Below are 21,945 nucleotides of genomic sequence, written 5' to 3' on the forward strand. Positions count from 1 at the left end.
TGATGGCGTCCGCTAGCAGCGTCCACCCACAGATGTCCTCCCGCTTCGTCCATCTCCACCTGCACAGCGAGTATTCGCTCGCCGACTCGACGATCCGCATCCCGGAGCTCGTCGCGCGTTGCGTTGCGCTCGGGCAACCCGCAGTGGCGATCACCGACCGCAACAACCTGTTCGCGCTGGTCAAGTTCTACCGCGCCGCGGAGGCCGCCGGAATCAAGCCGATCGCCGGTGCAGACGTGTTCATCGCCGAAGGCGACGAAGCGCCCTCGCGGCTGACCCTCCTGTGCCGCGACCACGCCGGCTACCTGACCTTGTCGCGACTGCTGACGCAGGCGTGGATGGAGGGCCAGCGCCACGACGGCGTGGTGCTGCGCCCGCAGTGGCTGGCGGCGAACAACGGCGGCCTGTTCGCCATCGCCGGGCGGCACGCGCAGCCGGGGCAGCTCGCCGGCGGCGGCCGCCACGACCTCGCCGAGCAGGCGCTGACGGATCTGCAGCGCCAGTTTGGCGACCGCATGCACCTCGAGCTCACCCGCTGCGGACTCGATGGCGAAGATGCGTTCAACGATTTCGCCCTGCACGCATCGAGCAAGCTCGGCATCCCGGTGGTAGCCAGCAACGACGTGCGCTTCCTCGCGTCGGAAGGCTTTGATGCGCACGAGGCGCGCGTGTGCATCGCCTCCGGGCGCGTGCTCGACGACCCGCGCCGGCCGCACGACTACGGCAACCAGCAATACCTGAAGTCCAGCGACGAGATGGCGGCGCTATTCGACGACTCGCCCGACGCGATCGGCAATGCGCTGGCGCTGGCGCAGCGCTGCAACCTCGAACTGCGGCTGGGCACCTACTACCTGCCGGCGTTCCCGGTGCCGTCGGACCACACGCTCGACTCGTGGATCCGCAGCGAGGCGCGCGATGGCCTGGCCAAACGGCTGGAAACGCAGCCGCTGGCCGAGGGACACGACCGCGCCAGCTATGCCGCGCGCCTGGAAACCGAGCTCGACGTCATCATCAAGATGGGCTTCCCGGGCTACTTCCTGATCGTCGCCGACTTCATCAACTGGGCGAAGGACCACGGTATCCCCGTCGGGCCCGGCCGCGGTTCCGGCGCCGGTTCGCTGGTGGCCTGGGCGCTGGGCATCACCGACCTCGACCCGCTGCCGTACGACCTGCTGTTCGAGCGCTTCCTCAATCCCGAACGCGTGTCGATGCCCGACTTCGACATCGACTTCTGCATGGATCGCCGCGACGAGGTAATCGACTACGTCGCCGCCAAGTACGGCCGCGACCGCGTCAGCCAGATCATCACCTACGGCACCATGGCGGCGAAGGCGGTGGTGCGCGACACGGGCCGCGTGCTGGGCTTCCCGTACGGCTTCGTCGACGGCATCGCCAAGCTGATCCCGCTGACCCTCGGCATTTCGCTCGACGACGCGCTCGGGCGCTCGGAGGCGGCACGCAAGAATTCCGAACTCGCCAGCAGCGAGCTGATCGCGCGCTACAACGACGAGGACGACGTCCGCGACCTGCTCGACCTCGCCCTGCAGCTCGAGGACCTCACCCGCAACGCCGGCAAGCACGCCGGCGGCGTGGTGATCGCGCCCACCCCGCTCAGCGATTTCTGCCCGCTGTTCGCCGAACACGACGGCGAGGGCCACGGCCGCAACCCGGTCACCCAGTTCGACAAGGACGACGTGGAAGCGGTGGGCCTGGTGAAGTTCGACTTCCTCGGCCTGCGCACGCTGACGATCATCGACTGGGCGGTGAAGGCCATCAACCACCGGGCGGCGGGCGCCGGGAGCCGGGAGCCGGAAAAACCGGCGCTGCTCGACATCGCAACGATCCCGCTCGACGACGCCAGGACCTATGAGCTGTTCGCCCGCGGCGACACCGTGGCGGTATTCCAGTTCGAATCGCGCGGCATGCGCGAACTGCTCAAGCGCGCCAAGCCCGACCGCTTCGACGACCTGATCGCCCTGGTCTCGCTGTACCGCCCGGGACCGATGGACCTGATCCCCGACTTCATCGAGCGCAAGCACGGCCGCGCCGAGGTGCAATACCCGCACCCGCTGCTCGAACCCGTGCTGGCACCCACCTACGGCGTGGTGGTGTACCAGGAACAGGTGATGCAGACCGCGCAGATCCTGGCGGGCTATTCGCTCGGCGGCGCCGACCTGCTGCGCCGCGCGATGGGCAAGAAGAAAGTCGAGGAGATGGCCAAGGAGCGCGCCAAGTTCGAGGCCGGCGCGCTCGAGCACCACGGCATCGAGCCGCGCGTGGCCGGGCCGATCTTCGACCTGCTGGAAAAGTTCGCCGGCTACGGCTTCAACAAGTCGCACGCCGCCGCCTACGCGCTGGTGTCCTACCAGACCGCGTGGCTGAAGGCGCACCACCCGGCCGACTTCCTCGCCGCGGTGCTGTCGTCCGACATGGACAACACCGACAAGGTCGTGATGTTCCTCGACGAGGCGCGCGCGCTCGGGCTGACCGTGCTGCCGCCGGACGTCAACGCGTCGAACTACATGTTCGAGGCGATCGACGGAAGCACGATCCGTTACGGCCTGGGCGCGGTGAAGGGCGTGGGCCGCGGCGCCTGCGAGGCGATCGCCGGCGAACGCAGCGCGAACGGCACCTACGAGGACCTGCTCGACTTCTGCCAGCGCGTGGAAACGACCAAGTTGAACCGGCGCACGCTCGAGGCCCTGGTCAACGCGGGCGCACTCGACGCCCTCGGCACCAACCGGGCCACGCTGATGCTGCAGCTGCCGGAGGTGCTCAAGGCGACCGAGCAGATGGCACGCGAGCGCGAGGCCGGGCAGGTGTCGCTGTTCGGCGGCTTCGCCGAGCCGGCCTCGCCGGGCCGCATCGAACTGCCCGAGGCCAACGAATGGCCGCTGGCGCAGAAACTCGCCGGCGAGCGCGACACGCTCGGCCACTATCTCAGCGGCCATCCGCTCGACCCCTACCGCGACGAACTGGTCGCGCTGGTCGGCAGCGACCTCGGCCAGCTCGACGCGCTGTGGGCCGCGGGCCAGGGCAATGGCCCGCAGAAGGAAGGCCGCAGCTGGCGCCCGGAGACCACCGCGATCATCGCCGGCCAGGTGACGGGCATGCGCAAGCGCGGCGATTCGCAGGCGTTCGTGCAGCTCGAGGACGGGCGCGGGCGCATCGAGTGCGCGTTCTTCGCCGAGGCGTATTTCGAGTACGCGCAGTTGCTGACCCGCGACCGGATCCTGGTCGTCGAGGGCGGCCTGCGCGAGGACGAATTCAGCGGTGGCTTCTCGCTGCGCGCGCGGCGCTGCTGGGACTTCCAGCAGGCCTGCCAGCAAAGCGCGAAACGCCTCGCCCTGCGCCTGGACCTGCGCGTGCCCGGCGTGCTCGATCGCGTCGACGCATTGCTGGCGCTGCACCGCCCCGGCGGCACGCCGCTGCGCTTCGACCTGCTGCTGCCCGACGGCGCCGCCGGCACGCTCGACCTCAACGGCGGCCAGTCCGTGCGCGTCGACGCCGACCTGCCCGGCAACCTGCGCGCGCAACCCGGCGTGCGCACGGTGAAAGTGGCGATGGGCAGCCGGCCCTGGACCAACTGACGCGCGATTCGCGGCGACGTCAGTACGCGGTTTGCAGCGCGCCGGTTTCCACGGCGCAACGCCCGGCCTCCGGCACGACCCGCGCGGCGCCTGCCGCGGCGTCGAGTTCAGCGCGCGCCGCCTCCATCGCGGCGCGGAACTCCGGCGATCCATGCAACGCAGCGACCAGCGAAGCCGCATTCGCCAGCCCGGCATCGATCGCGCTCTGGTTGTGCGCGCCGCAGACCACGCGACTCTCGGCGTAACCCCGCGCGCGTGCCAGGATCTGCGTCGAGCGCGCGGGCGCCAACTCCGCCAGCAGCAGACCGATCGTCCATCCCCACGTCGCATGGCCCGAGGGATAGTCGAAGCTCGTCAACGCCTCCTTCGGCTGGCAAAGCGGCCCTTCGTCGAGGGCAAACGGCCGCGGATGGCGGTTCGCGGCCTTGGCCGGCTCGATGGCCCGCTCCGCGTCGGCCGAGACACGGACGAGCATCCCGGCCAACATCGGCGTCTTCACCGGGGTCAGCGCAACCCCCGCGGCACAGCTGAAATTCCCGAGCATCGCCGGCACTGCCATGTCGACATCGCGCTTGGCCAGCGTCCAGCGCGGCGTGTCCTGCAGGGCACGGGTTTCGCGGAAAACCCGTCGATCGGCTTCGTGTCGCCATGTCCCCGGCGCCGGCGCCGACGGCAGGATATCCACCGCCTGCGGGCGGCTTGCCGGATCGAGCAGGAACGGCACCGGCTCCTCGGCCCGCGACAGGTCGGGTTCGCGGTATCCGTCCGCGGCCCTGGCGGGGGTCGCACAGGCGATGGCGGCCACGCAGGCCATCAGCGTCATCGTTCGCATCACGTGCTCCTGCAGGGGACGGTTCGACCTTAGCCACCATGACGGCGTCGATCCATTGCAAATTCCGCCGCCCATGGCCTCGGATTTCGAACGATCCGCGCGCGCCGTCGCCGGACGCCACCGTACGGCCGGAAACGTCCATTCGGCTAGACTGGCGCCCTCTCGCGGGCCACAGACCACCGATGAACCCGAACTACCTCGATTTCGAACAACCCATCGCCGACCTTGAGGCGAAGATCCAGGACCTGCGCCACGCCAGCACCGGGCCGGCGGTCAACATCGACGCCGAACTGCATACGCTGCAGGACAAGCTGCGCCTGCGCACCGCGCAGATCTTCCGCGACCTCTCGCCCTGGCAGGTCTCGCAGCTGGCGCGCCATCCCGCGCGGCCCTACACCAACGACTACATCCGGGTGATCTGCGACGAGTTCCAGGAACTGGCCGGCGACCGCGCCTATTCCGACGACGCCGCCATCGTCGGCGGCCTCGGCCGCATCAACGGCCGCGCCGTGATGATCATCGGCCACCAGAAGGGCCGCGACACCAAGGCCAAGGTGCGCCGCAACTTCGGCATGCCGCGCCCCGAGGGCTACCGCAAGGCGCTGCGCCTGATGAAGATGGCCGAGCGCTTCAGGCTGCCGCTGCTGACCTTCATCGACACCCCCGGCGCATATCCGGGCATCGGGGCCGAGGAGCGCGGCCAGTCCGAGGCGATCGCGCGCAACCTGATGGAAATGTCGGAGCTGAAGATCCCGATCGTGTGCACGGTGATCGGCGAAGGCGGCTCCGGTGGCGCGCTGGCGATCGGCGTTGGCGACCGCACGGTGATGCTCGAATACAGCACCTACTCCGTCATCTCGCCCGAAGGCTGCGCCTCGATCCTGTGGAAGGACGCGGCCAAGGCGCGCGACGCCGCAGAGCAGCTGGGCCTGACCGCCAAGCGCCTGCTGGAACTGGGCCTGATCGACAAGCTGGTACGCGAGCCGATCGGCGGCGCGCACCGCAACCCGAAGCAGACCGCCACGCGACTGAAGGCCGTACTGCTCAACGAACTAGACGCGCTCGAGGCGCTGCCGGTGCAGGACCTGCTGGAAAAACGCTACCAGCGTCTGCGCGGATACGGAGCCTACGAGGCGGCCTGAGCCTCGCCCGCAGGAGCGCCCATGGGAGGAGCTCCTGCAGATCGTGGATCGGGACTAGCTTCCCCACGCTCGCAGGTACTGCGCAGGCGCCTGCAGCGACACGCCGAGTTTCGCCGCCGCACGCACCGGGAAATACGGATCGCGCAGGAACTCCCGCGCCAGCAGCACCACGTCCGCATCACCGCCGGCGACGATGGCCTCGGCCTGCGCCGGCTCGGTGATCAACCCGACCGCGCCGGTGGCGACACCGGCCTCGCGGCGGATGCGCGCGGCAAACGGCACCTGGTAACCGGGGCCGGTCGCGATGGCCTGTCGCGGGTCGAGCCCGCCGCTGGAGACATCGACGAGGTCGACGCCTAGCTGCCCGGCGAGGCGCGCCAGCTCGACGCTCTGCGCCACGTCCCAGCCGCCGTCAACCCAGTCGGTCGCTGAAATGCGCAGCCACAGCGGAAGCTCCTCCGGCCATGCACCGCGCACCGCGGCGATCACTTCGCGCACCAGGCGCGTGCGGCCTTCGAAATCGCCGCCGTAGCCGTCGTCGCGCCGGTTCGACAGCGGCGACAGGAATTCATGCAGCAGGTAGCCGTGCGCGGCGTGGATCTCGATGATGCGGAAACCCGCCGCATGCGCGCGCATCGCGGCGGCGCGATAGTCGGCAATGACCTTGGCGATGCCATCCGCGTCCAGCGCGACCGGCAGCGGATAGGCCTCGTCGAACCGCAGCGCCGACGGCGCTACCGTCTCCCAGCCACCGGCCCGCACCGGCACCTCGCCCGAACCGCGCCAGGGCGCGAACGTGCTGGCCTTGCGCCCGGCATGCGCCAACTGCATCGCCGGAATTGCGCCCTGCGAGGCAATGAAAGCGGCGATGCGCGCCCACGCTTCGGCCTGCGCGTCGTTCCAGATGCCCGCGTCCTCCGGCGAGATGCGCCCTTCCGGCGACACCGCACTGGCTTCGGTGAACACCACCGCAGCACCACCGACCGCGCGGCTGCCCAGGTGCACCAGGTGCCAGTCGTCCGGCATGCCATCGACGCAGGAGTACTGGCACATCGGCGACACCACGATGCGGTTGCGCAGCTGCAGGCCGCGCTGCTGCAGGAGCTGGAACAGTTGGCTCATGGGATCGCGCCGTCCGGGAGGGCGCCCCACTCTAGCCGCCAATGCCGCGCAGCCAAGCCACGCCGGCGGATCACTGCATTGCGGCGACGTGGCACCATCGCGCCATGAGCGACGTCCTGCCGGCCGGTTTCATCGCGATGCCATGTGCGGACGGCGCAGCGCGCGCGGTGCTGGTCGGCCTCAGCGGCGGGCTCGATTCGGTCGTGCTGCTGCACCTGCTCGCGGCGCAACCGTCGATCCGCGCGGCGGGATTGCGCGCGATCCACGTCCATCACGGCCTGCAGGCCGCCGCCGGCGAATGGGCGGCGCATTGCCGCGCGTTGTGCGATGCGCTTGGCATCCCATTGCAGGCGGTGCAGGTGGAAGTCGTGCGCGATGCGGGCAGCGGCTTGGAAGCCGCAGCCCGCGAAGCCCGGCGGCATGCGTTCGCCGAAGCGCTGGGCGACGACGAAGTGCTGGCTCTCGCCCATCACCGCGACGACCAGGCCGAAACCTTCCTGCTGCGAGCGCTGCGCGCGTCCGGCCCGGACGGGCTTGCGGCAATGCAGCCCTGGCAGCGGTTCGCCACCGGCTGGCTGTGGCGGCCGCTGCTTGGCGTGCCACGCACACAGCTGCTGGCCCACGCGCACGAACACGACCTGCGCTGGATCGACGATCCGAGCAACGACGACACCGCGCACGACCGCAACTTCCTGCGCCACCGCGTGCTGCCGCTGCTGCGCGAACGCTGGCCGGCAGCGGATGCCGCGCTGGCACGCAGCGCAGCGCTCGCCGCCGAGGCCAGCATGCTGCTTGCCGACGGCGACGACGACGCGCTCGCCACAGTGCGCACGCTCGATCCGCAGGTGCTTTCGGTCGCTGCACTCGCCTCCTTGCCACGCGCCCGCCGCGCGCGCGCGCTGCGGCGCTGGGTCGCAACACTCGGGCTGCCGCCATTGCCTGCCCAGGGCATCGAGCGGATCGAGGCGGACCTGATGGCCGCGGCCGCGGACAGCGATGCATCGTTCGAATGGCACGGTGCGGTCGTACGCCGCTGGCGCGACCTGCTGCACGCGGGTCCGCGCCGCGAGCCGATGCCGTCGTCGTGGCGGGCGCACTGGAATGGCCGCGGGCCACTGATGTTGCCCACCGGCATGCAGCTGCGGCTGGAAGGCACCGATGCCTTCGATGCCCCGCTGCAGGTGCACGCGCGCCAGGGGGGCGAGCGCATCCGCCTGCCCGGCCGCACCCATTCGCATGCGCTCAAGCACGTGCTGCAGGCCCTCGGCGTGCCGCCGTGGCAGCGCGAGCAGTTGCCGTTGCTGTCCGACGCCGCGGGGACTCTTCTGGCCGCGGGCGACCTCGTCCTCTCCGCGCAACTGGACGCCTGGCTGCGCACGCATGGCGCGCGGCTGACCTGGCAATCCGCGCCGGCGTCAGACCGTGCCCGGGCCGTCGACGATGCCGGCCCGGCGCCGCACCATCGCCCTTGAAACCGGCCTTGTCGTAAACTCCACACATGCCCCGAAAAGCCACCCCCGAAGCCGCCGCCGACACCTCGCCCGTCGCCAATTTCGAGGCCTCGCTCGACGCCCTCGAGCAACTGGTCGAAAAGATGGAGCACGGCGAGCTCAGCCTCGAGGAATCGCTGGCCGCCTACGAGCGCGGCGTCGGCCTGTACCGGCGCTGCCAGCAGGCGCTGGAACAGGCCGAGCTGCGGGTCAAGCTGCTCAGCGACCCGGACAACCCGGCCGCGGCCGAACCGTTCGGCCCTGCGCCCGACGCCTAGCGCGTGGACCGCATTCCAACGCAGGCGCCGGTGACCTCGCAGTGGCGCCTGCGCATCGACACCGCGCTCGAACGCACCCTGCCCCCGGCCAACGAAGCGCCGCAGCGACTGCACGCCGCGATGCGCCACGCCGTACTGCTCGGCGGCAAGCGCATGCGGCCACTGCTGGTTTACGCCACCGGCGCCGCGTTCGGCGCCGAGACCGCGCTACTCGATGCGCCCGCGCTGGCGGTCGAACTGATCCACGCCTACTCGCTGGTGCACGACGACCTGCCGGCGATGGACGACGATGCCCTGCGCCGCGGCCAGCCCACCGTGCATGTCGCCTTCGACGAAGCCACCGCGATCCTCGCCGGCGACGCGCTGCAGTCGCTGGCCTTCGCCACGCTCGCTCAGGCGCCCGGCGGCGCGGAGGCGCGCATCGCCATGCTGCAGGAGCTCGCCCTTGCCGCCGGCTCGCGCGGCATGTGCGGCGGGCAGGCGCTGGATATCGACGCCACCGGCGCCGCGCAGCGCCTGCACGTCGACGAACTCGAACGCCTGCACGCCCTCAAGACCGGCGCACTGCTGCGTGCATCGGTGCGCCTGGGCGCGATCGCGGCGGACATCGACGCGGCTGCCCGCACATCGCTCGACCGCTTCGCCGATGCGCTCGGGCTCGCCTTCCAGGTCCGCGACGACCTGCTCGACGTCGAAGGCGACAGCGCCACGCTGGGCAAGACCGCGGGCAAGGACGCGGCACAGGACAAGGCCACGTTCCCGGCGCTGATCGGCGTGGCGGCTTCGCGCGCGCGGCTGGAATCCCTGCGCGCGGAGATGCACGATGCACTGGCGCCATTCGGGGATCGCGCCGCCGTGCTCGCGGAACTGGGAAGGCAGGCGATCGAACGCAACCGCTAGGGAAAGGTCTGAACAACCCGGATTTTGCCCGCCATGGATGCGGCCGCGTGACGAGGCACCAGGAACAGGCGTAGCGGGGCTAGGGTGACGGCGGGCGGCGCAGGATCGGGGACAAAGACCAAGCGGGTCCGGCAAGTGGCTTGCAGGACGCCACACCAGGGGAGCGGCGGCATTGGGGAAGCGGATGCCTTGGCACAAACGCGTCGAGCGCTGGTTCGAGGCCACGATGGCCGCGGCGAGTTACACCTTCATCACCCGCTGGGGCGCGCTCGAGCGCGGTTACCGGCGGCCGTACGCGAAGGTGGCGCTGCGGCTGAAGTTCGCCTTCTATCCGCTGCTCGCGGTGGCCGCGCTGGGCTGGCTGGCCTGGGACTGGCACGACGACCGTGACCTCGCCGCCGCCGAGGACGCGATCTTCGACACCGTGATCGGGCTGCGCCCGGCCGAGCCCCGGCCGTCGGGCAAGGTGGTGGTGGTCGAGATCGATGATTGTTCGATCGAGTTCTACCGCAACCTCGGCCAGGGCGGCTGGCCGTGGAGCCGGCAGCGCCATGCCGACCTGCTCGATGCGCTGGACCGCAGCGGCGTGGGCACGGTCGGCTACGACATCCAGTTCATCGAACGCGCGCAGGCCGACCCGGCCGGCGACATGGTGCTGGAGGCCATGGCCGAGGGCGGCGATGGCCGCTTCGTGTTCGGATCGGCGCGGGTGCCCGCGGCATTCGCCAATGCCGGCAACACCACGCCGGTGCCGGAAGCGCCCAACGCGTTCGCGCTTTCGCCGCAGGCGGCAACGCCGGGGCCGGGGGTCGTGCTGCTGCTGCCGTATGGCAAGGCCATGCAGCGCCACAGCGCGCTGCTCGACATCCAGCGCAGCAGCGACGGCGTGCTGCGCGATGTCCGGCTGCGGCAGGCGTTCGGCGACTGGGCCCTGCCCTCGCTTGCGCTGCAGGTCGCCAGCCAGGCCAGCGGCAAGCCGGCCGCCAGCTTCCCGGCGTCGGTGCGCGTGAACTGGCGCGAGCATTCCAGGCTGCCCTATGCCAGTGCGGCCGACCTGATCGAAGGCCGCCCCGTCTGCGGCGACGGCCCGCTGCCGGCGCTTGCCGGCACTGCCGTGCTGGTCGGCTACACCGCGTCCGGGCTCAACGACGCCAAGCCCACGCCGGTCAACCCCGCCACGCCAGGCGTGGAGGTGCACGCGGAAGCGGTCGAAGCGCTGCTGGCCGGCACCGCGATCTGGATGCCACCGGCGGGCTTCAAGTACCTGTTCGCCGCGTTCCTGGTCGTGTTCAGCTGCTTCGTGTTCTGGCGCGGCGAACCGTCGTGGGACATGGACGCGGTGTTCTTCGCCAGCAACCTCGCGCTGCTCGGTGCCGCCTTCGTCGGGCTGAGCCTGTACGGCGTGTTCTTCGACATCTTCGCGGCGCTGGCCTTCGTCAGCCTGGTCTTCGGCCTGTGCCGCAGCTACGCCGCCACCCTGCGCGGACGCGCGGTGGGCAACGACGACTACCGCCCGCAGTTCGACCCCGCGCGGGACCGCTGGCTCGCCATGGTGCGCCTGCGTTTCGTGCCGCACGACGACGACATCGACCGCAGGGAAACCAAGCGCCGCGTGCGCGAGTACCGCCGCCGCCTGCGCGGCTGGCTCTACCGCGGCCCGCGGGCGGTGGCCATCGAGGGCATCGTCGAATACAAGCACTTCCTGTACGAGTCGCTGATGGACATCACCGTGCTGATGTGGGGCGGGCCGGACCGCGAAACCGTGGCCGCCACCGCACGACGCGAACTGCAGGCGCTGTGCGACCACCTCGCCGGGCACGACGACGTGCTGTCCGACGACGGCAGCGTCCGGGTGGCCAGCCTGGTGAGCGTGGCGGCCGCACAGGACGAGCCGATCGCGCAGACCCGCGCCCGCGTGTGCTCGGTGCTCGGCCAGCTGCTGGCCAGCACCGACGAACGCGCGCTGTCGGCGCGGCACACGTTCTTTCCCGGCGACGTCCCGGACGAACCTGCCGGCATCGCGCCAGCCCCTCTCCCGCCAGGCTGAACGGGGCCGCCATCGCCTTGCCCGCGCACCGCCGGCGCGATCGGGGCAACGGTGGCATTTCCCGGGCAGGAATCTCGTTGTATCGGGCTACCGACCTCGTTTCTGTCCGGAGCATCCGCATGCACTCCACCGCCCTTCGCCTTGCTGCCCTGCTGCTGATGCTTGCCGTGTCAGCCGGCGCTTCGCAGTCCGCGTTCGCCGCGACCATGTCGGCCGTGGTCCACAAGGCTTCCGTGGACGTGCGCGGAGCGCCCGACTTCAAGGCGCCCACCGTGGCCACCCTCAAGCGCAACGCGGCCGTCACCGTCGCGGGCCAGCAGGGGATGTGGTTCCGGATCGAACTCCCCGCGGGCCAGCCCGGTTTCGTGCGCGTCAACGACGTGCGCGTGTCCCATGCCGGCAAGCAGGCATCCTCGTCCGGCGTGCGCGCCCTGTTCGGCGGCAAGGCCGGCAAGGGCCGCACCACCGAGACCGCGGGCGTGCGCGGCCTGGACGAAAGCACGTTGCGATCAGCCAGCTACAACGCCGCGCAGATGGCGAAACTGGCGTCGTACCAGGCCACCCCGGAAGCCGCCGCCAGGCAGGCGCGCAGCCACGGCTGGAGCGCCACCCGCGTGGCATTCGCTTCCGAAGCCCGTCCCGGCGAGCGCGGCGGAAGCACCCAGGCGCAGAAGCGCGGTGCCCTGTCGGGCGCGCGCGGCTTGCTGTCGCAGATCGGTGGCGGCCTGCTGGGCGGCCGGGCCGGCGATGCAATGGAGGTCGCCGATGCCGCCGCCGGCAAGTCCGAGGACGAACTGTCCGCGGAGGAGCTGGCGCTCGGCCCGGAGATCACCGGCCGGATCCTCGGCGCCGCGCCGCTGGTCGACGACCCGGACGCGCAGCGCCGGGTCAACCTCATCGGGCGCTGGATGGCGTCGCAGACCACTCGCCCGGAGCTGCCCTGGAGCTTCGGCGTGATCGAGTCGGACGACGTCAACGCCTTCGCCGCGCCCGGCGGCTACGTGCTGGTGACCCGCGGCCTGTACGAACTGCTGGCCGACGACACCGAAGTGGCCGCCGTGCTGGGCCATGAGATCAGCCACGTCGTGCAGCGTGACCACTACAACGTCATCCGCAAGCAGGCGATCACCGAAACCGCCCAGGACATCGCCGCCGGGCAGATCCGCGTCGGCGGCGACATCGCGGTCGGCATGGCCAAAGACTACGTGCGTCGCCACGGCGCGACGGTAATGCTGACGCGGCTGGACCGCGACGCGGAATTCCAGGCCGACGAGGCGTCCGAGATCTACCTCGCGCGCTCCGGGTTCAACCCGCTGGGGCTTTACGCCGTGCTGCAGAAGATGACCGCGCTCGGCACGCAGTCGCCCAGCCTCGAGCAGTTGTACAAGACCCATCCGGCGCTGGACGACCGCCTCGACCGGATCGATCGCCGCAGCCTCGCCGGCCTGCAGCAGTACACGCAGCGCAACTGAGCGGTGCGGACGATCCAACCGGCCACGCGGCATCGGGCCGCGTGGCCGGGTCGTCCGTGATGCATGTGCTCAGCCGAACAGACGCAGCGTCAGCGGATAGCGGTAGCGCTCGCCGTTCCACGCCTTGACGGTGGCGATGATGCTGCACACCAGCCAGGTCACCGCGATCGCACCGATCGCCAGCACGAGCACCAGGCCGGCGGGAATGGTGACGAGCAGGCCGATGCCCAGCGTCAGCACGGTGACGCCGACCAGCGCGATGCCGATCGCGAACGCCACGCAGGCGTAGATGAACATGCTGAGGTTGAAGTTGATCGCCTCGCGCGCGTGCTCGCTGGCGAACGGCGAGTCGTTGCGCTTGATCAGGTAGACCACGGCCGCGGCAAGCACGCCGGCGGCGCCGGCGATCCAGCTGGTCATCAACGCCAGCACCAGGGCGGACAGGTGCGCCAGCGCGGCCCATTGGCGCTCGCTGGCGGTCGGGGACAGGGTCTGCGGCAGGCTGCCGTCGGCGGTGTGTTCCATCGTGCGCTCCCGGCCGGAAAACAGGTCCGGCACGGAACAGAGAATGGGGCCTGGTGCGGCGCGCGCAACCCAACCGATGGCCTATGCGCGCGGCGTATGCGCGCGACCTATGCGCGGGGCCAGCCCCCTCGGAAAGGCGCGGGAGAAGTGGCACGCCTTCCCGGTCGCGGCCATGGCCGCTCCCGCATGCCCGCCGCCTCCCCGCGCTTGCCGGTGGCCTACTTCACCAGCCGCAGCGTGAACGGATAGCGGTAGGCAACGCCTTCGTTGGCCTTGATCGCCGCGATGATGGTGAACACCAGCCAGGCGATGCCGATGACGATCCACAGCGGCACCGCGACCACCAGCCCGATGCCAAAGGTGAACAGCGCCAGCAGGAACAGGGCGAAGAACGCGATCCCCACCGTGATGTTGAAGTTGAGTGCTTCCTTGGCCTGGTCGTCGACGAAGGGCATGGCGTCCTTCTTCAGCAGCCAGATGACCAGCGGGCCGATGAAGCAGCCGATGCTGCCGGCCCAGCCCGACGTGAGGATGCCGCCGACCAGCGCCGACAGGTGCGCGAACATGGCCCACTGGCGCTCTTCCGCGCCCGGCACGCCCGGAGGCGGGGGTGGAGGCGTTACGGCTTCATTGAAATCGGTCATCGTCATTCCCCGTGAGGCCGGCTGAACCGGCGATTTCCCGAGGATACGTCAACCCGCGCCGGCGGAGGTCAGCCACGCCGTCTCGCACCCGAGTGGCGGGCCTCTGCTCTCCGGGTATCGTCATTTTTCCAACCGCGCCACGCCGGACCCGACCTGCCGCAGCGCGCCGCGATGGCGAACTGACGGTGCTTCTACTGCCCTCCAGCCACCGTCATCTTCCCGACGAGGATCGAACCCGTATGCACATGCGAACGCGGATCGACATCGCTGCCCACCGCTTCGATCGCCCGGAAGATGGCCCGCAGGTTACCGGCTATCGTGATGCCATCCACCGCATGCGAGATCGCGCCGTCCTCGATCCAGAACCCGGCGGCGCCGCGCGAATAATCGCCGGTGATGTTGTTCACGCCCTGCCCCATCAGTTCGGTGACCAGCAGGCCGCGGCCCATACCGCGCAGCATCGCGTCGAGATCGCCGGCGTTGGCCGCGACTTCGAGGTTGTGCACGCCGCCTGCATTGGCGGTCGTCGCCAGGCCGAGCTTGCGCGCCGAGTAGCTGCCGAGCACGTAGCGTTGCAGCACGCCGGCCTCGACCAGCGCCGACTCGCGGGTGGCCACCCCTTCGGCATCGAACGCCGCCGAGCGCAGGCCGCGCGGCAGGAACGGCCGTTCGTGGATCGAGAACCAGTCCGGAAACAGCTGCGTGCCGGCGCTGTCGACCAGGAAACTCGCGCGCCGGTATAGCGCGCCGCCGGAGACCGCACCGAGCAGGTGGCCGATGAGCGAACGCGCCATCTCGCTGGCGAACAGCACCGGATATTCGCCGGTGGCGACCTGCCGCGGCGCCAGCCGCGACAACGCGCGCTGCGCCGCGTGGCGGCCGATCGCAGCCGGTGATTCGAGGTCGGACTCGGCGAGCGCCAGGCTGTACCAGCCGTCGCGCTGCATGTCCGCGCCCTGCCCGGCGATCAGCGCGCAGCCGATGCTGTGCTGGGTGCTGCGGTCGCGGCCGAAGAAGCCGTGCGAGTTGGCGTACACGCTCAGCGATTCGCCGCTGCCGACCGAGGCGCCGTCGGAGTTCGCGATCCGCGCGTCGGACTCGCGGCCGGCGGTTTCGCAGGCCAGCGCGAGGTCGACCGCACGATCGGCGTCCAGCACCCAGGGATGCCAGCCGTCGAACTCGCGCAGGTCGGTCGCCATGAGGCCCGCGTCCGCGAGGCCGGCGGCCGGGTCGTCCTCGGTGAACTTCGCGATGGCGCAGGCCTGGTCGACCGTGGCCTGCAGGCTCTCCTCGCGCAGGTCGGCGGTGCTGGCGCTGCCCTTGCGCTGGCCGAAGTAGACGGTCACGGCGATGCCGCGGTCGCGCGTGGACTCGACCGTTTCGACGCTGCCCATGCGCACGTTGACGTTGAGGCCGCGTTCCTCCGAGCACGAGACCTCGGCCTGGCTGGCGCCAGCGGCGCGGCAGCGCTCGATCAGTCGCGCGGAGATGGCTTCGAGGTGGTCGAGCCGCTGCAGGCTGTCGTCGCCGGCTGCCGGATTCGGGGAGAGATCGGTGGTCAATGGACTATCCTAGCGGTGGAATTTCGGGTGGAGCGGCCGTGGCCGCGGCAAGCATCATCCGCGTGATCCGCGGCAGAAAACACCAGATCCCATCCATCACGCAGCAAAGCGACAACCACCATGCGCGGCAGAGACGAAGACACCGGCGAATTCCTCGGCACCAGCCGCAGCCAGCAGCGGCGCGAGGCGCTGGACGTGCTCGCGCTGGCCCAGCAGCTGGCCGCGCTGAGCGCGACCCAGCTGTCGAAGCTGCCGATCCCCGAGGCCCTGCACCCGCACATCGTCGATGTGCAGCGCATCGGGTCGCACATCGCGCGCAAGCGGCAGATGGCGTTCCTGGCCAAGCAGATGCGGCGCGAGGACGACGAGGTGCTGGATGCGATCCGCGACGCGCTCGACGCCGGCGGCGAAGCCGCGCGCCAGGAAACCGCGCTGCTGCACCGCGCCGAACACTGGCGCGAACGGCTGCTGGAAGAGGGCGACGCCGCGCTGGCCGAACTGATCGAATCGCATCCGTCGGCCGATCGCCAGCAACTGCGCCAGCTGGTCCGCAACACGCTCGACGAACGCAAGCGCAACAAGCCGCCGCACGCGTTCCGCGAGCTGTTCCGTGCGGTGAAGGAGTTGCTGGCAGCGGGCGAAACCCACCCGGGCGACATCGCCTGACCCTACCGCTCTTGCAGGAGCGGCTTCAGCCGTGAGCTTTTGCGCTTGCATCGCCGCGGGGAAGAACTCGCGGCTGAAGCCGCTCCTACAGGGGCGCATCGCAAGCATCAGGCCTGCGTGCCGCCGACGGTCAATCCCTCGATCAGCAGCGAAGGCTGGCCGACGCCCACCGGCACGCTCTGGCCATCCTTGCCGCACACGCCGACGCCGTCGTCGAGTGCGAGGTCGTGGCCAATCATCTTCACCTTCTGCATCGTCTCCGGACCGTTGCCGATCAGGGTCGCGCCCTTCACCGGCGCGGTGATCTTGCCGTCCTCGATCAGGTAGGCCTCGGTGGCCGAGAACACGTACTTGCCGTTGGTGATGTCGACCTGGCCGCCGCCGAAATTGACCGCGTACAGGCCACGTTTGACCGAACGGATCATGTCTTCCGGGTCGTGCGTGCCGGCGAGCATGTAGGTGTTGGTCATGCGCGGCATCACCAGGTGAGCGAAGGACTCGCGGCGACCGTTGCCGGTCGGCTTCGCTCCCATCAGGCGCGCGTTGAGCGTGTCCTGCATGTAGCCGGTGAGCACGCCGTCCTCGATCAGCGGGGTGCACTGGGTCGGCGTGCCCTCGTCGTCGATGTTGAGCGAGCCGCGGCGACCGTCGAGGGTGCCGTCGTCGACGATGGTCACGCCGGGCGATGCGACGCGCTGGCCCATGCGGCCGGCGTAGGTGGACGTGCCCTTGCGGTTGAAATCGCCTTCCAGGCCGTGGCCGACCGCCTCATGCAGCAGCACGCCGGGCCAGCCGGCGCCGAGCACTACCGGCATCACGCCGGCTGGCGCATCGACTGCTTCAAGATTGACCAGCGCCTGTCGCAGCGCCTCGCGCGCGAATTTCTCGGGCTTGCCGTCGCCCAGCAGTTCGGCATACGAGTAGCGCCCGCCGTAACCGGCGAAGCCCGACTCGCGGCGCCCACCCTGCTCCACGATCACCTGGATGTTCATGCGCACCAGCGGGCGCACGTCGCCGGCGAGCACGCCGTCGCTGCGCGCCACCAGGATCGTGTCGACCCCGCCGGTCAGGCCCACCATCACCTGCTTCACCCGCGGGTCGGCGGCGCGCAGCAACTGGTCGACACGGCGCAGCGCCTCGACCTTGGCTTCGTTGCCCATCGCGTCGATCGGATCGTGCGGCGCGTACAGCTGCCGGCCGTGACCCGCGACCAGCGTGCGCGCAACGTGGCCGTCGCCATCGCGGGCGATCGCGCGCGCCGATTGCGCCGAAGCCAGCAGCGCATCGGCATTGATGTCGTCGGAATAGGCGAAGCCGGTCTTCTCGCCGGAGATCGCGCGCACGCCCACGCCCTGTTCGATCGAATGCGCGCCGTCCTTGACGATGCCGTCCTCCACCGTCCAGCCCTCGCGCCGCGCGTGCTGGAAGTACAGGTCGCCGAAATCGATGCCGGGGCCCAGCAGCGCGCCGAAAGTACGTTCGAGCTCCCCGGGATCGAGGCCGGCGGGCGTCAGCAGGCGGGCCTGGGCGAGTGCGAGCGGTGAATCCGCTGGATCTGAACCGGTTGTCGTCGTCATGGCTTCGAGTTTGGGGCTGCGGTGTCGTTTGGCAAGCCGGGCGCGGGCTGCGCGGCGCTGGTCGCCTCTGGAGCCACCGGCGCGGCGCCCTGCGCTTCCCGCGTATCGCCCGGCGGCGGTGCCGGTGCGGTCGGTGTGGGCGGCTGCGCGGGAGCCTGCTCGCGCCCGGACACTTCCACCTTGGGATCCTTCCACGGCCCGGTCACGCGGTAGCTCTTCGCACCCATCTCGCCGAGCGGCTTTCTCAGCACCGCGTTGGTCAACGCGCCGACCGCGGCGCCGACCGGGCCGCCTGCAAGCGCGCCCGCCACCGTCAGCAGGTTGCCGGACCTGGGCAGCACCTCGATGTGCTGGTCGAAGGTCTGCGCGCGCAGGTCGGCGCTGCCGCGGATGCGGATCTCGGCGGCCGGGCCGTCGATGTTCATGTCGTCGCTGCGCGCCTGCCCGTTGCCGAACTCGACGCTGCCGCCGATGCGGTTGAAGGCGAAACCCTTGGAGAAGAAGTCGCGGAAATCCAGCATCAGCCGGCGCGGCAGCTCGGCCACGCTGAGCAGGCCGAGCACGCGCCCGGCGCCGGGCTCGACTTCCACCAGCCGCCCGTCCTTGGCCGCAAGCGTGAGCCTGCCCTGCAGGTCGGCCAGCCGGAATCCGGCGGGACTGCCCGGCCATGTCGCATCGAGGTGCGCATCGCCGTCGCCGCCGGCCACCCGGCCGCCGTATCCGAACCCGGCGAGCAATGCGCCGAAATCCTCGCTGTGCACGTCGACCTTCAGGCGCGTGCGCGCACTGGCGCCGCGGCCCAGCCAGTCGCCGCTGACGTCGATGCGCTGCTCCGGCGAGCGCGTCTGCAGGCGTTCGATGCGCAACCCGCCCGCCACCGGACGCGTGTGCACCTCGGCCTTGCCGAGCACCGCGTCGCCGAAGCGCAGTTCATCGATGCCGATGTCCAGCGGCGGCACGCTGGCCGGATCGATCTCGTCGCTGCCCGCGGGCGCTGCGGCCTGCGCGCGTGCCACCACAGTGGGCGGCGCAGTCCCGTCCGACGCGCCGGCCGCGGATGCCGCGCGGGATGCCGAACGCCAGAACACGCGCGCGAAATTGCCGCTGATCGCCGCGCGTTCGCCACGCGGGATCGACAGGCTGCCGGCAAGGCGCGGACCGTCGACGTGGACCTCGGTGCCGGTCGTCGATGGCTGCGCGCGCAGGCGCGTATCGGGAAAACTGCCGCCGAGCAGCAGCAGGCGATCGGCAACGATATCGATGCGGCGCAACGGCAGCGACTGCCCGCTGCCGCCGGTGGTCAGCGCCATCCAGTCGATCGCATCCAGCGTTGGGGTCCGCCCGGTGGCGACCAGCCCCGATGCGGGCGGTGCTTGGTCGACCCGGCCGCTGCCGAGCGCCACGCGCACGCCGGTCTGGCCACCGGCACTGCGCGCGCGCAGTGCAAGGCGCTGGCCGAAGGCCACCGCGATGTCCCCGCTTCCCAGCGGCAGCATCGTTTCGACCGTTGTCGGCAGCGCGGTCGCCGCCGGTTTGTCCATGGGCTCCGGCAACCCGAGCCGGGTGCCTTCCAGGTTCGACTGCAGGCGCAGGCGCATCGGCGGCTCGGCGCCCGGCGCGGCCGCTGCGCTGGCAATCGACAGCGCCACCGTCCACGGCGAACGGCCGCTGACGTACGGCTTGAGCCAGGCCATTTCCGGCGCATGGTCGAGCAGTTCGTGCGCATCGAGCGAGGCCGCGACCTCGGCCTCGAACGCCTGGTTGCGGTCGCGCACGTGGCCCTCGCCGGCGCGCAGCGCCAGCCGACCCGGTTGGCCGAGGTGGGTGGCGCGAAGTTCGCCGGCGGTGAATCCTTCGTGGTCGTAAGTCGCGGCGCCGCGCACGTCGTCGAAGGACAGCTTCCAGCGCTTCTCGCCGAGGCTGACGCCCGCCAGTTCCACGCGGCCATCGATCTTCGGCGCGGGCGCATCGTGGTGCAGCGGCAGGTCGAGCGCGAGGCTGGCCATGGTCGGCCCGCTCGCAGTGAGGTTGTCGAGCGTCTCCGCGTGCTGCTGGTGCAGCGGGCTGCGCTGCAGCAGCGCGAGCAGCTTCGCCGCATCGGTCTTCGCATCCGCCCCGACCTTGAGATCGGCGGCGTGGAAATCGGCGATGCCGGCTTCCAGCCGCGGGATGGCGACGCCGGCGATCGCGCCGCGTCCCTTCACGGTGAAGCCGTTGCCGATGAAGCTCACGTCGCCGTCCAGATGGTCGGCCGCGGGCCAGTCGGGCTGGAACTTCACCACCGCGCCCGCGAGCCGCGCGGTGGCCTCGAAGCGTCCCTTCGCCGCCTGCCCCTGCGTGCCGGCCTGGAACGGCCAGTCGTCGAGGTCGCCGGACACCACCGCGCGCCCGTCGAGCACGCGGCCGCCCACCAGTGCGGTGTCGAGCCAGTGCAGCGTGCCCGGCGACATCAGGTGGCGCACCCAGAAGCGCTTGGCGACAGGTACCTGGGTGTCGTCCAGCCGCGCCACCACATCGATTCGCGGACGCGTGCCATCGCCTTCGAACGTCATCCCGCCGCGCACGTCGGCGCCGTAGCCGGTGCCGTCGATGCGCAGTGCAGGAGTCTCCACGCGCCAGTCGCCACCATCGCGCCAGCCCGCGACACGCCCGGCCAGGTGCACGTCGTGCGGCGCGCCGAACCCGCTCGGCCAGTCGAAGCGCAGCGTGGCGGCCGGATCGAAGTCGAACACCAGCCCGTCGGCGTCGCCGTCGAGGGTGCCGCCCAGGCCGCTGATCCCGGGCGCATCGCCATGGGTCGAGAACCGCAGGCCTTCGACGCGCACATGCGCACTGAGCGCGCCGCCGCGAACGCCGGCCAGCGCCACGTCATGCAGTACCGCATCGGGCTTGCCATCGAGCAGCCATTGCCGCAGGCCCGGCGCTACCCGATCGCTGAGCGCAACCAGCGCCAGCAGCGGGCCCGCATCGATGCGCGAGGCCAGCAGCGCCTGCCGCCTTCCACCGGCGACGACCAGCCCGTCCAGCGCCTGCGCGTCGTCGCCATCGCCGATGCGCAGGCGCAGGGCATCGAAACGCCAACCGCCGTCGACCACCTGCCAGCGGCCGCGCAGCTGCACGCGGCCGAAAGCCGCCTGCGGCGGGGCGTCGGACGGCGCCATCCGCGTTCCGCGCAGTTGCAGCGCCTGCAGGTCGGCGTCGACCGTGGCTACCGCGATCCGGTTTCCGCGCAGCGTGGTCCACGCCTCGATCTTGCCGTTGCCGTCGGCGACGGTGACGCCCGCGGCGTGCAGCAGCGGCGACCACGCCGAGAGCCTGGCCTGCTTCGCGGCGACGTAGCCATGGCCGTTGCCATCGTCGCGGCGGAAGTCGGCGCGCGCCTCCACGGGCGCGGCATCGGCGCGCATCCACGCCCGCGCGCCGATGCGCACGCGCTGCCCGTCCACGCGCAGGCGCAGGTCGATCCGCGGCACCTGCGCATCGATGCCGAGCCCGGGCGCCTGGATGCGCAGCTTGCCGCCGATCACCTGCAGCTCGCCCAGGCCTTCCAGCGAAGAGAACGGATCGCCTTTCGATCGCTGGTCGCCGGGCAGGCCGCGCACCTGCCAGCGGCCGTCGTCGTCGCGCTGCAGGGTCAGTTCCAGCCCCCGCAGCCGCAGTTCGGTGAACGAGCTGCCCGGCAGCAGGCCCGCGTACTGCGACACCAGCACTTCCGCCGCGCCGATCGGGACCGCGTCGGCACCGTCGCCGATGCGCAGGCCGTCGAGGCGCAGCAGCGGGCCGCGCCGGGTCCATTGCGTTTGCACGCGGTCGAAACGCACGCTGCGGTTGGCCTGCGCGCTGAGCCAGCTTTCGATCCGTTCGGGATGCTGCTCGGCCCAGGGCAGCAGCACCTGGCTGACGATGCCGGCCACCAGCGCCATCACCACCAGCACGACGGCGACCGCGTACCAGGCACCGCGACGCACGCGGCGCAGGTGCCGATGCAGGGTCGGCGACATCAGCGGTGCGCTCCGCGCCTGGAAGGCAGGGGCCGGGAGCTGGCGACGGTGGACTGGAGGCCGGAAGCGAAGCGAGGATCACCCTTGTGGGAGCGCC

15 protein-coding genes are annotated in these 21,945 nt (G+C 70.8%); 8 read left to right on the forward strand and 7 right to left on the reverse strand.

Annotation, left to right across the window (positions count from 1 at the left end; translation table 11 throughout):
* Positions 1-32: 32 nt before the first annotated feature.
* Positions 33-3,590 carry a DNA polymerase III subunit alpha gene (gene dnaE / locus ACTJIL_RS08115; protein WP_440755021.1) on the forward strand — a complete coding sequence of 1,186 codons (3,558 nt, stop codon included), beginning with the start codon at positions 33-35 and terminating at the stop codon, positions 3,588-3,590.
* 19 nt (positions 3,591-3,609) lie between these two features.
* Here the strand turns inward: dnaE and ACTJIL_RS08120 are convergent, their stop codons facing one another.
* Positions 3,610-4,395: an acid phosphatase gene (locus ACTJIL_RS08120; protein ID WP_440755022.1), complete on the reverse strand. Its 786-nt coding sequence runs from the start codon at positions 4,393-4,395 to the stop codon at positions 3,610-3,612.
* A gap of 209 nt (positions 4,396-4,604) precedes the next feature.
* On the opposite strand from ACTJIL_RS08120, the gene ACTJIL_RS08125 reads away from it, so the two are divergent.
* On the forward strand, positions 4,605-5,564 hold the full coding sequence (locus ACTJIL_RS08125; RefSeq protein ID WP_440755023.1) for an acetyl-CoA carboxylase carboxyltransferase subunit alpha: 960 nt from the start codon (positions 4,605-4,607) through the stop codon (positions 5,562-5,564).
* 54 nt (positions 5,565-5,618) lie between these two features.
* On the opposite strand, the gene ACTJIL_RS08130 is transcribed toward ACTJIL_RS08125, so the two are convergent.
* Positions 5,619-6,686, reverse strand: coding sequence for an NADH:flavin oxidoreductase/NADH oxidase (locus ACTJIL_RS08130; RefSeq protein ID WP_440755024.1), 1,068 nt, complete (start codon positions 6,684-6,686; stop codon positions 5,619-5,621).
* Between the two features lie 137 nt (positions 6,687-6,823).
* Here ACTJIL_RS08130 and tilS point away from each other — a divergent pair, with 137 nt between their 5' ends.
* The 5 genes from tilS to ACTJIL_RS08155 all read left to right on the forward strand — a co-directional run bounded on the left by tilS (position 6,824) and on the right by ACTJIL_RS08155 (position 12,873).
* Entirely contained in the window at positions 6,824-8,158 is a 1,335-nt protein-coding gene (tilS, locus tag ACTJIL_RS08135; RefSeq protein ID WP_440755878.1) for a tRNA lysidine(34) synthetase TilS, read from the forward strand.
* A 26-nt stretch (positions 8,159-8,184) separates the two neighbouring features.
* Entirely contained in the window at positions 8,185-8,454 is a 270-nt protein-coding gene (locus ACTJIL_RS08140; RefSeq protein ID WP_440755025.1) for an exodeoxyribonuclease VII small subunit, read from the forward strand.
* 30 nt (positions 8,455-8,484) lie between these two features.
* A complete protein-coding gene (locus ACTJIL_RS08145; RefSeq protein WP_440755879.1) occupies positions 8,485-9,354 on the forward strand; it encodes a farnesyl diphosphate synthase in 870 nt (289 codons plus the stop codon).
* Positions 9,355-9,538: 184 nt separating this feature from the next.
* Complete coding sequence (locus ACTJIL_RS08150) at positions 9,539-11,401, forward strand: CHASE2 domain-containing protein (protein ID WP_440755026.1); 1,863 nt, start codon at positions 9,539-9,541, stop codon at positions 11,399-11,401.
* Positions 11,402-11,520: 119 nt separating this feature from the next.
* The gene (locus ACTJIL_RS08155) at positions 11,521-12,873 is read left to right on the forward strand and encodes a M48 family metalloprotease (RefSeq protein ID WP_440755027.1); all 1,353 of its coding nucleotides are present in this window, start codon (positions 11,521-11,523) and stop codon (positions 12,871-12,873) included.
* A 69-nt stretch (positions 12,874-12,942) separates the two neighbouring features.
* Here the strand turns inward: ACTJIL_RS08155 and ACTJIL_RS08160 are convergent, their stop codons facing one another.
* The 3 genes from ACTJIL_RS08160 to pmbA form a co-directional block, all read right to left on the reverse strand.
* Positions 12,943-13,398, reverse strand: coding sequence for a DUF4870 domain-containing protein (locus ACTJIL_RS08160; protein ID WP_440755028.1), 456 nt, complete (start codon positions 13,396-13,398; stop codon positions 12,943-12,945).
* Positions 13,399-13,616: 218 nt separating this feature from the next.
* Positions 13,617-14,042 (reverse strand): DUF4870 domain-containing protein, encoded by a 426-nt coding sequence (locus tag ACTJIL_RS08165; RefSeq protein WP_440755029.1) that lies wholly within the window; start codon positions 14,040-14,042, stop codon positions 13,617-13,619.
* A 191-nt stretch (positions 14,043-14,233) separates the two neighbouring features.
* Positions 14,234-15,604: a metalloprotease PmbA gene (gene pmbA, locus ACTJIL_RS08170; RefSeq protein WP_440755030.1), complete on the reverse strand. Its 1,371-nt coding sequence runs from the start codon at positions 15,602-15,604 to the stop codon at positions 14,234-14,236.
* A gap of 120 nt (positions 15,605-15,724) precedes the next feature.
* On the opposite strand from pmbA, the gene yjgA reads away from it, so the two are divergent.
* Positions 15,725-16,270 (forward strand): ribosome biogenesis factor YjgA, encoded by a 546-nt coding sequence (yjgA, locus tag ACTJIL_RS08175; protein ID WP_440755031.1) that lies wholly within the window; start codon positions 15,725-15,727, stop codon positions 16,268-16,270.
* Between the two features lie 107 nt (positions 16,271-16,377).
* On the opposite strand, the gene tldD is transcribed toward yjgA, so the two are convergent.
* The gene (gene tldD / locus ACTJIL_RS08180; protein WP_440755032.1) at positions 16,378-17,847 is read right to left on the reverse strand and encodes a metalloprotease TldD; all 1,470 of its coding nucleotides are present in this window, start codon (positions 17,845-17,847) and stop codon (positions 16,378-16,380) included.
* Positions 17,844-21,848 (reverse strand): YhdP family protein, encoded by a 4,005-nt coding sequence (locus ACTJIL_RS08185; RefSeq protein WP_440755033.1) that lies wholly within the window; start codon positions 21,846-21,848, stop codon positions 17,844-17,846. The genes tldD and ACTJIL_RS08185 overlap by 4 nt, the downstream gene beginning before the upstream one ends.
* Between the last annotated feature and the right edge of the window lie 97 nt (positions 21,849-21,945).

Source organism: Luteimonas sp. 22616, assembly GCF_052044325.1.
Lineage (GTDB): Bacteria > Pseudomonadota > Gammaproteobacteria > Xanthomonadales > Xanthomonadaceae > Luteimonas.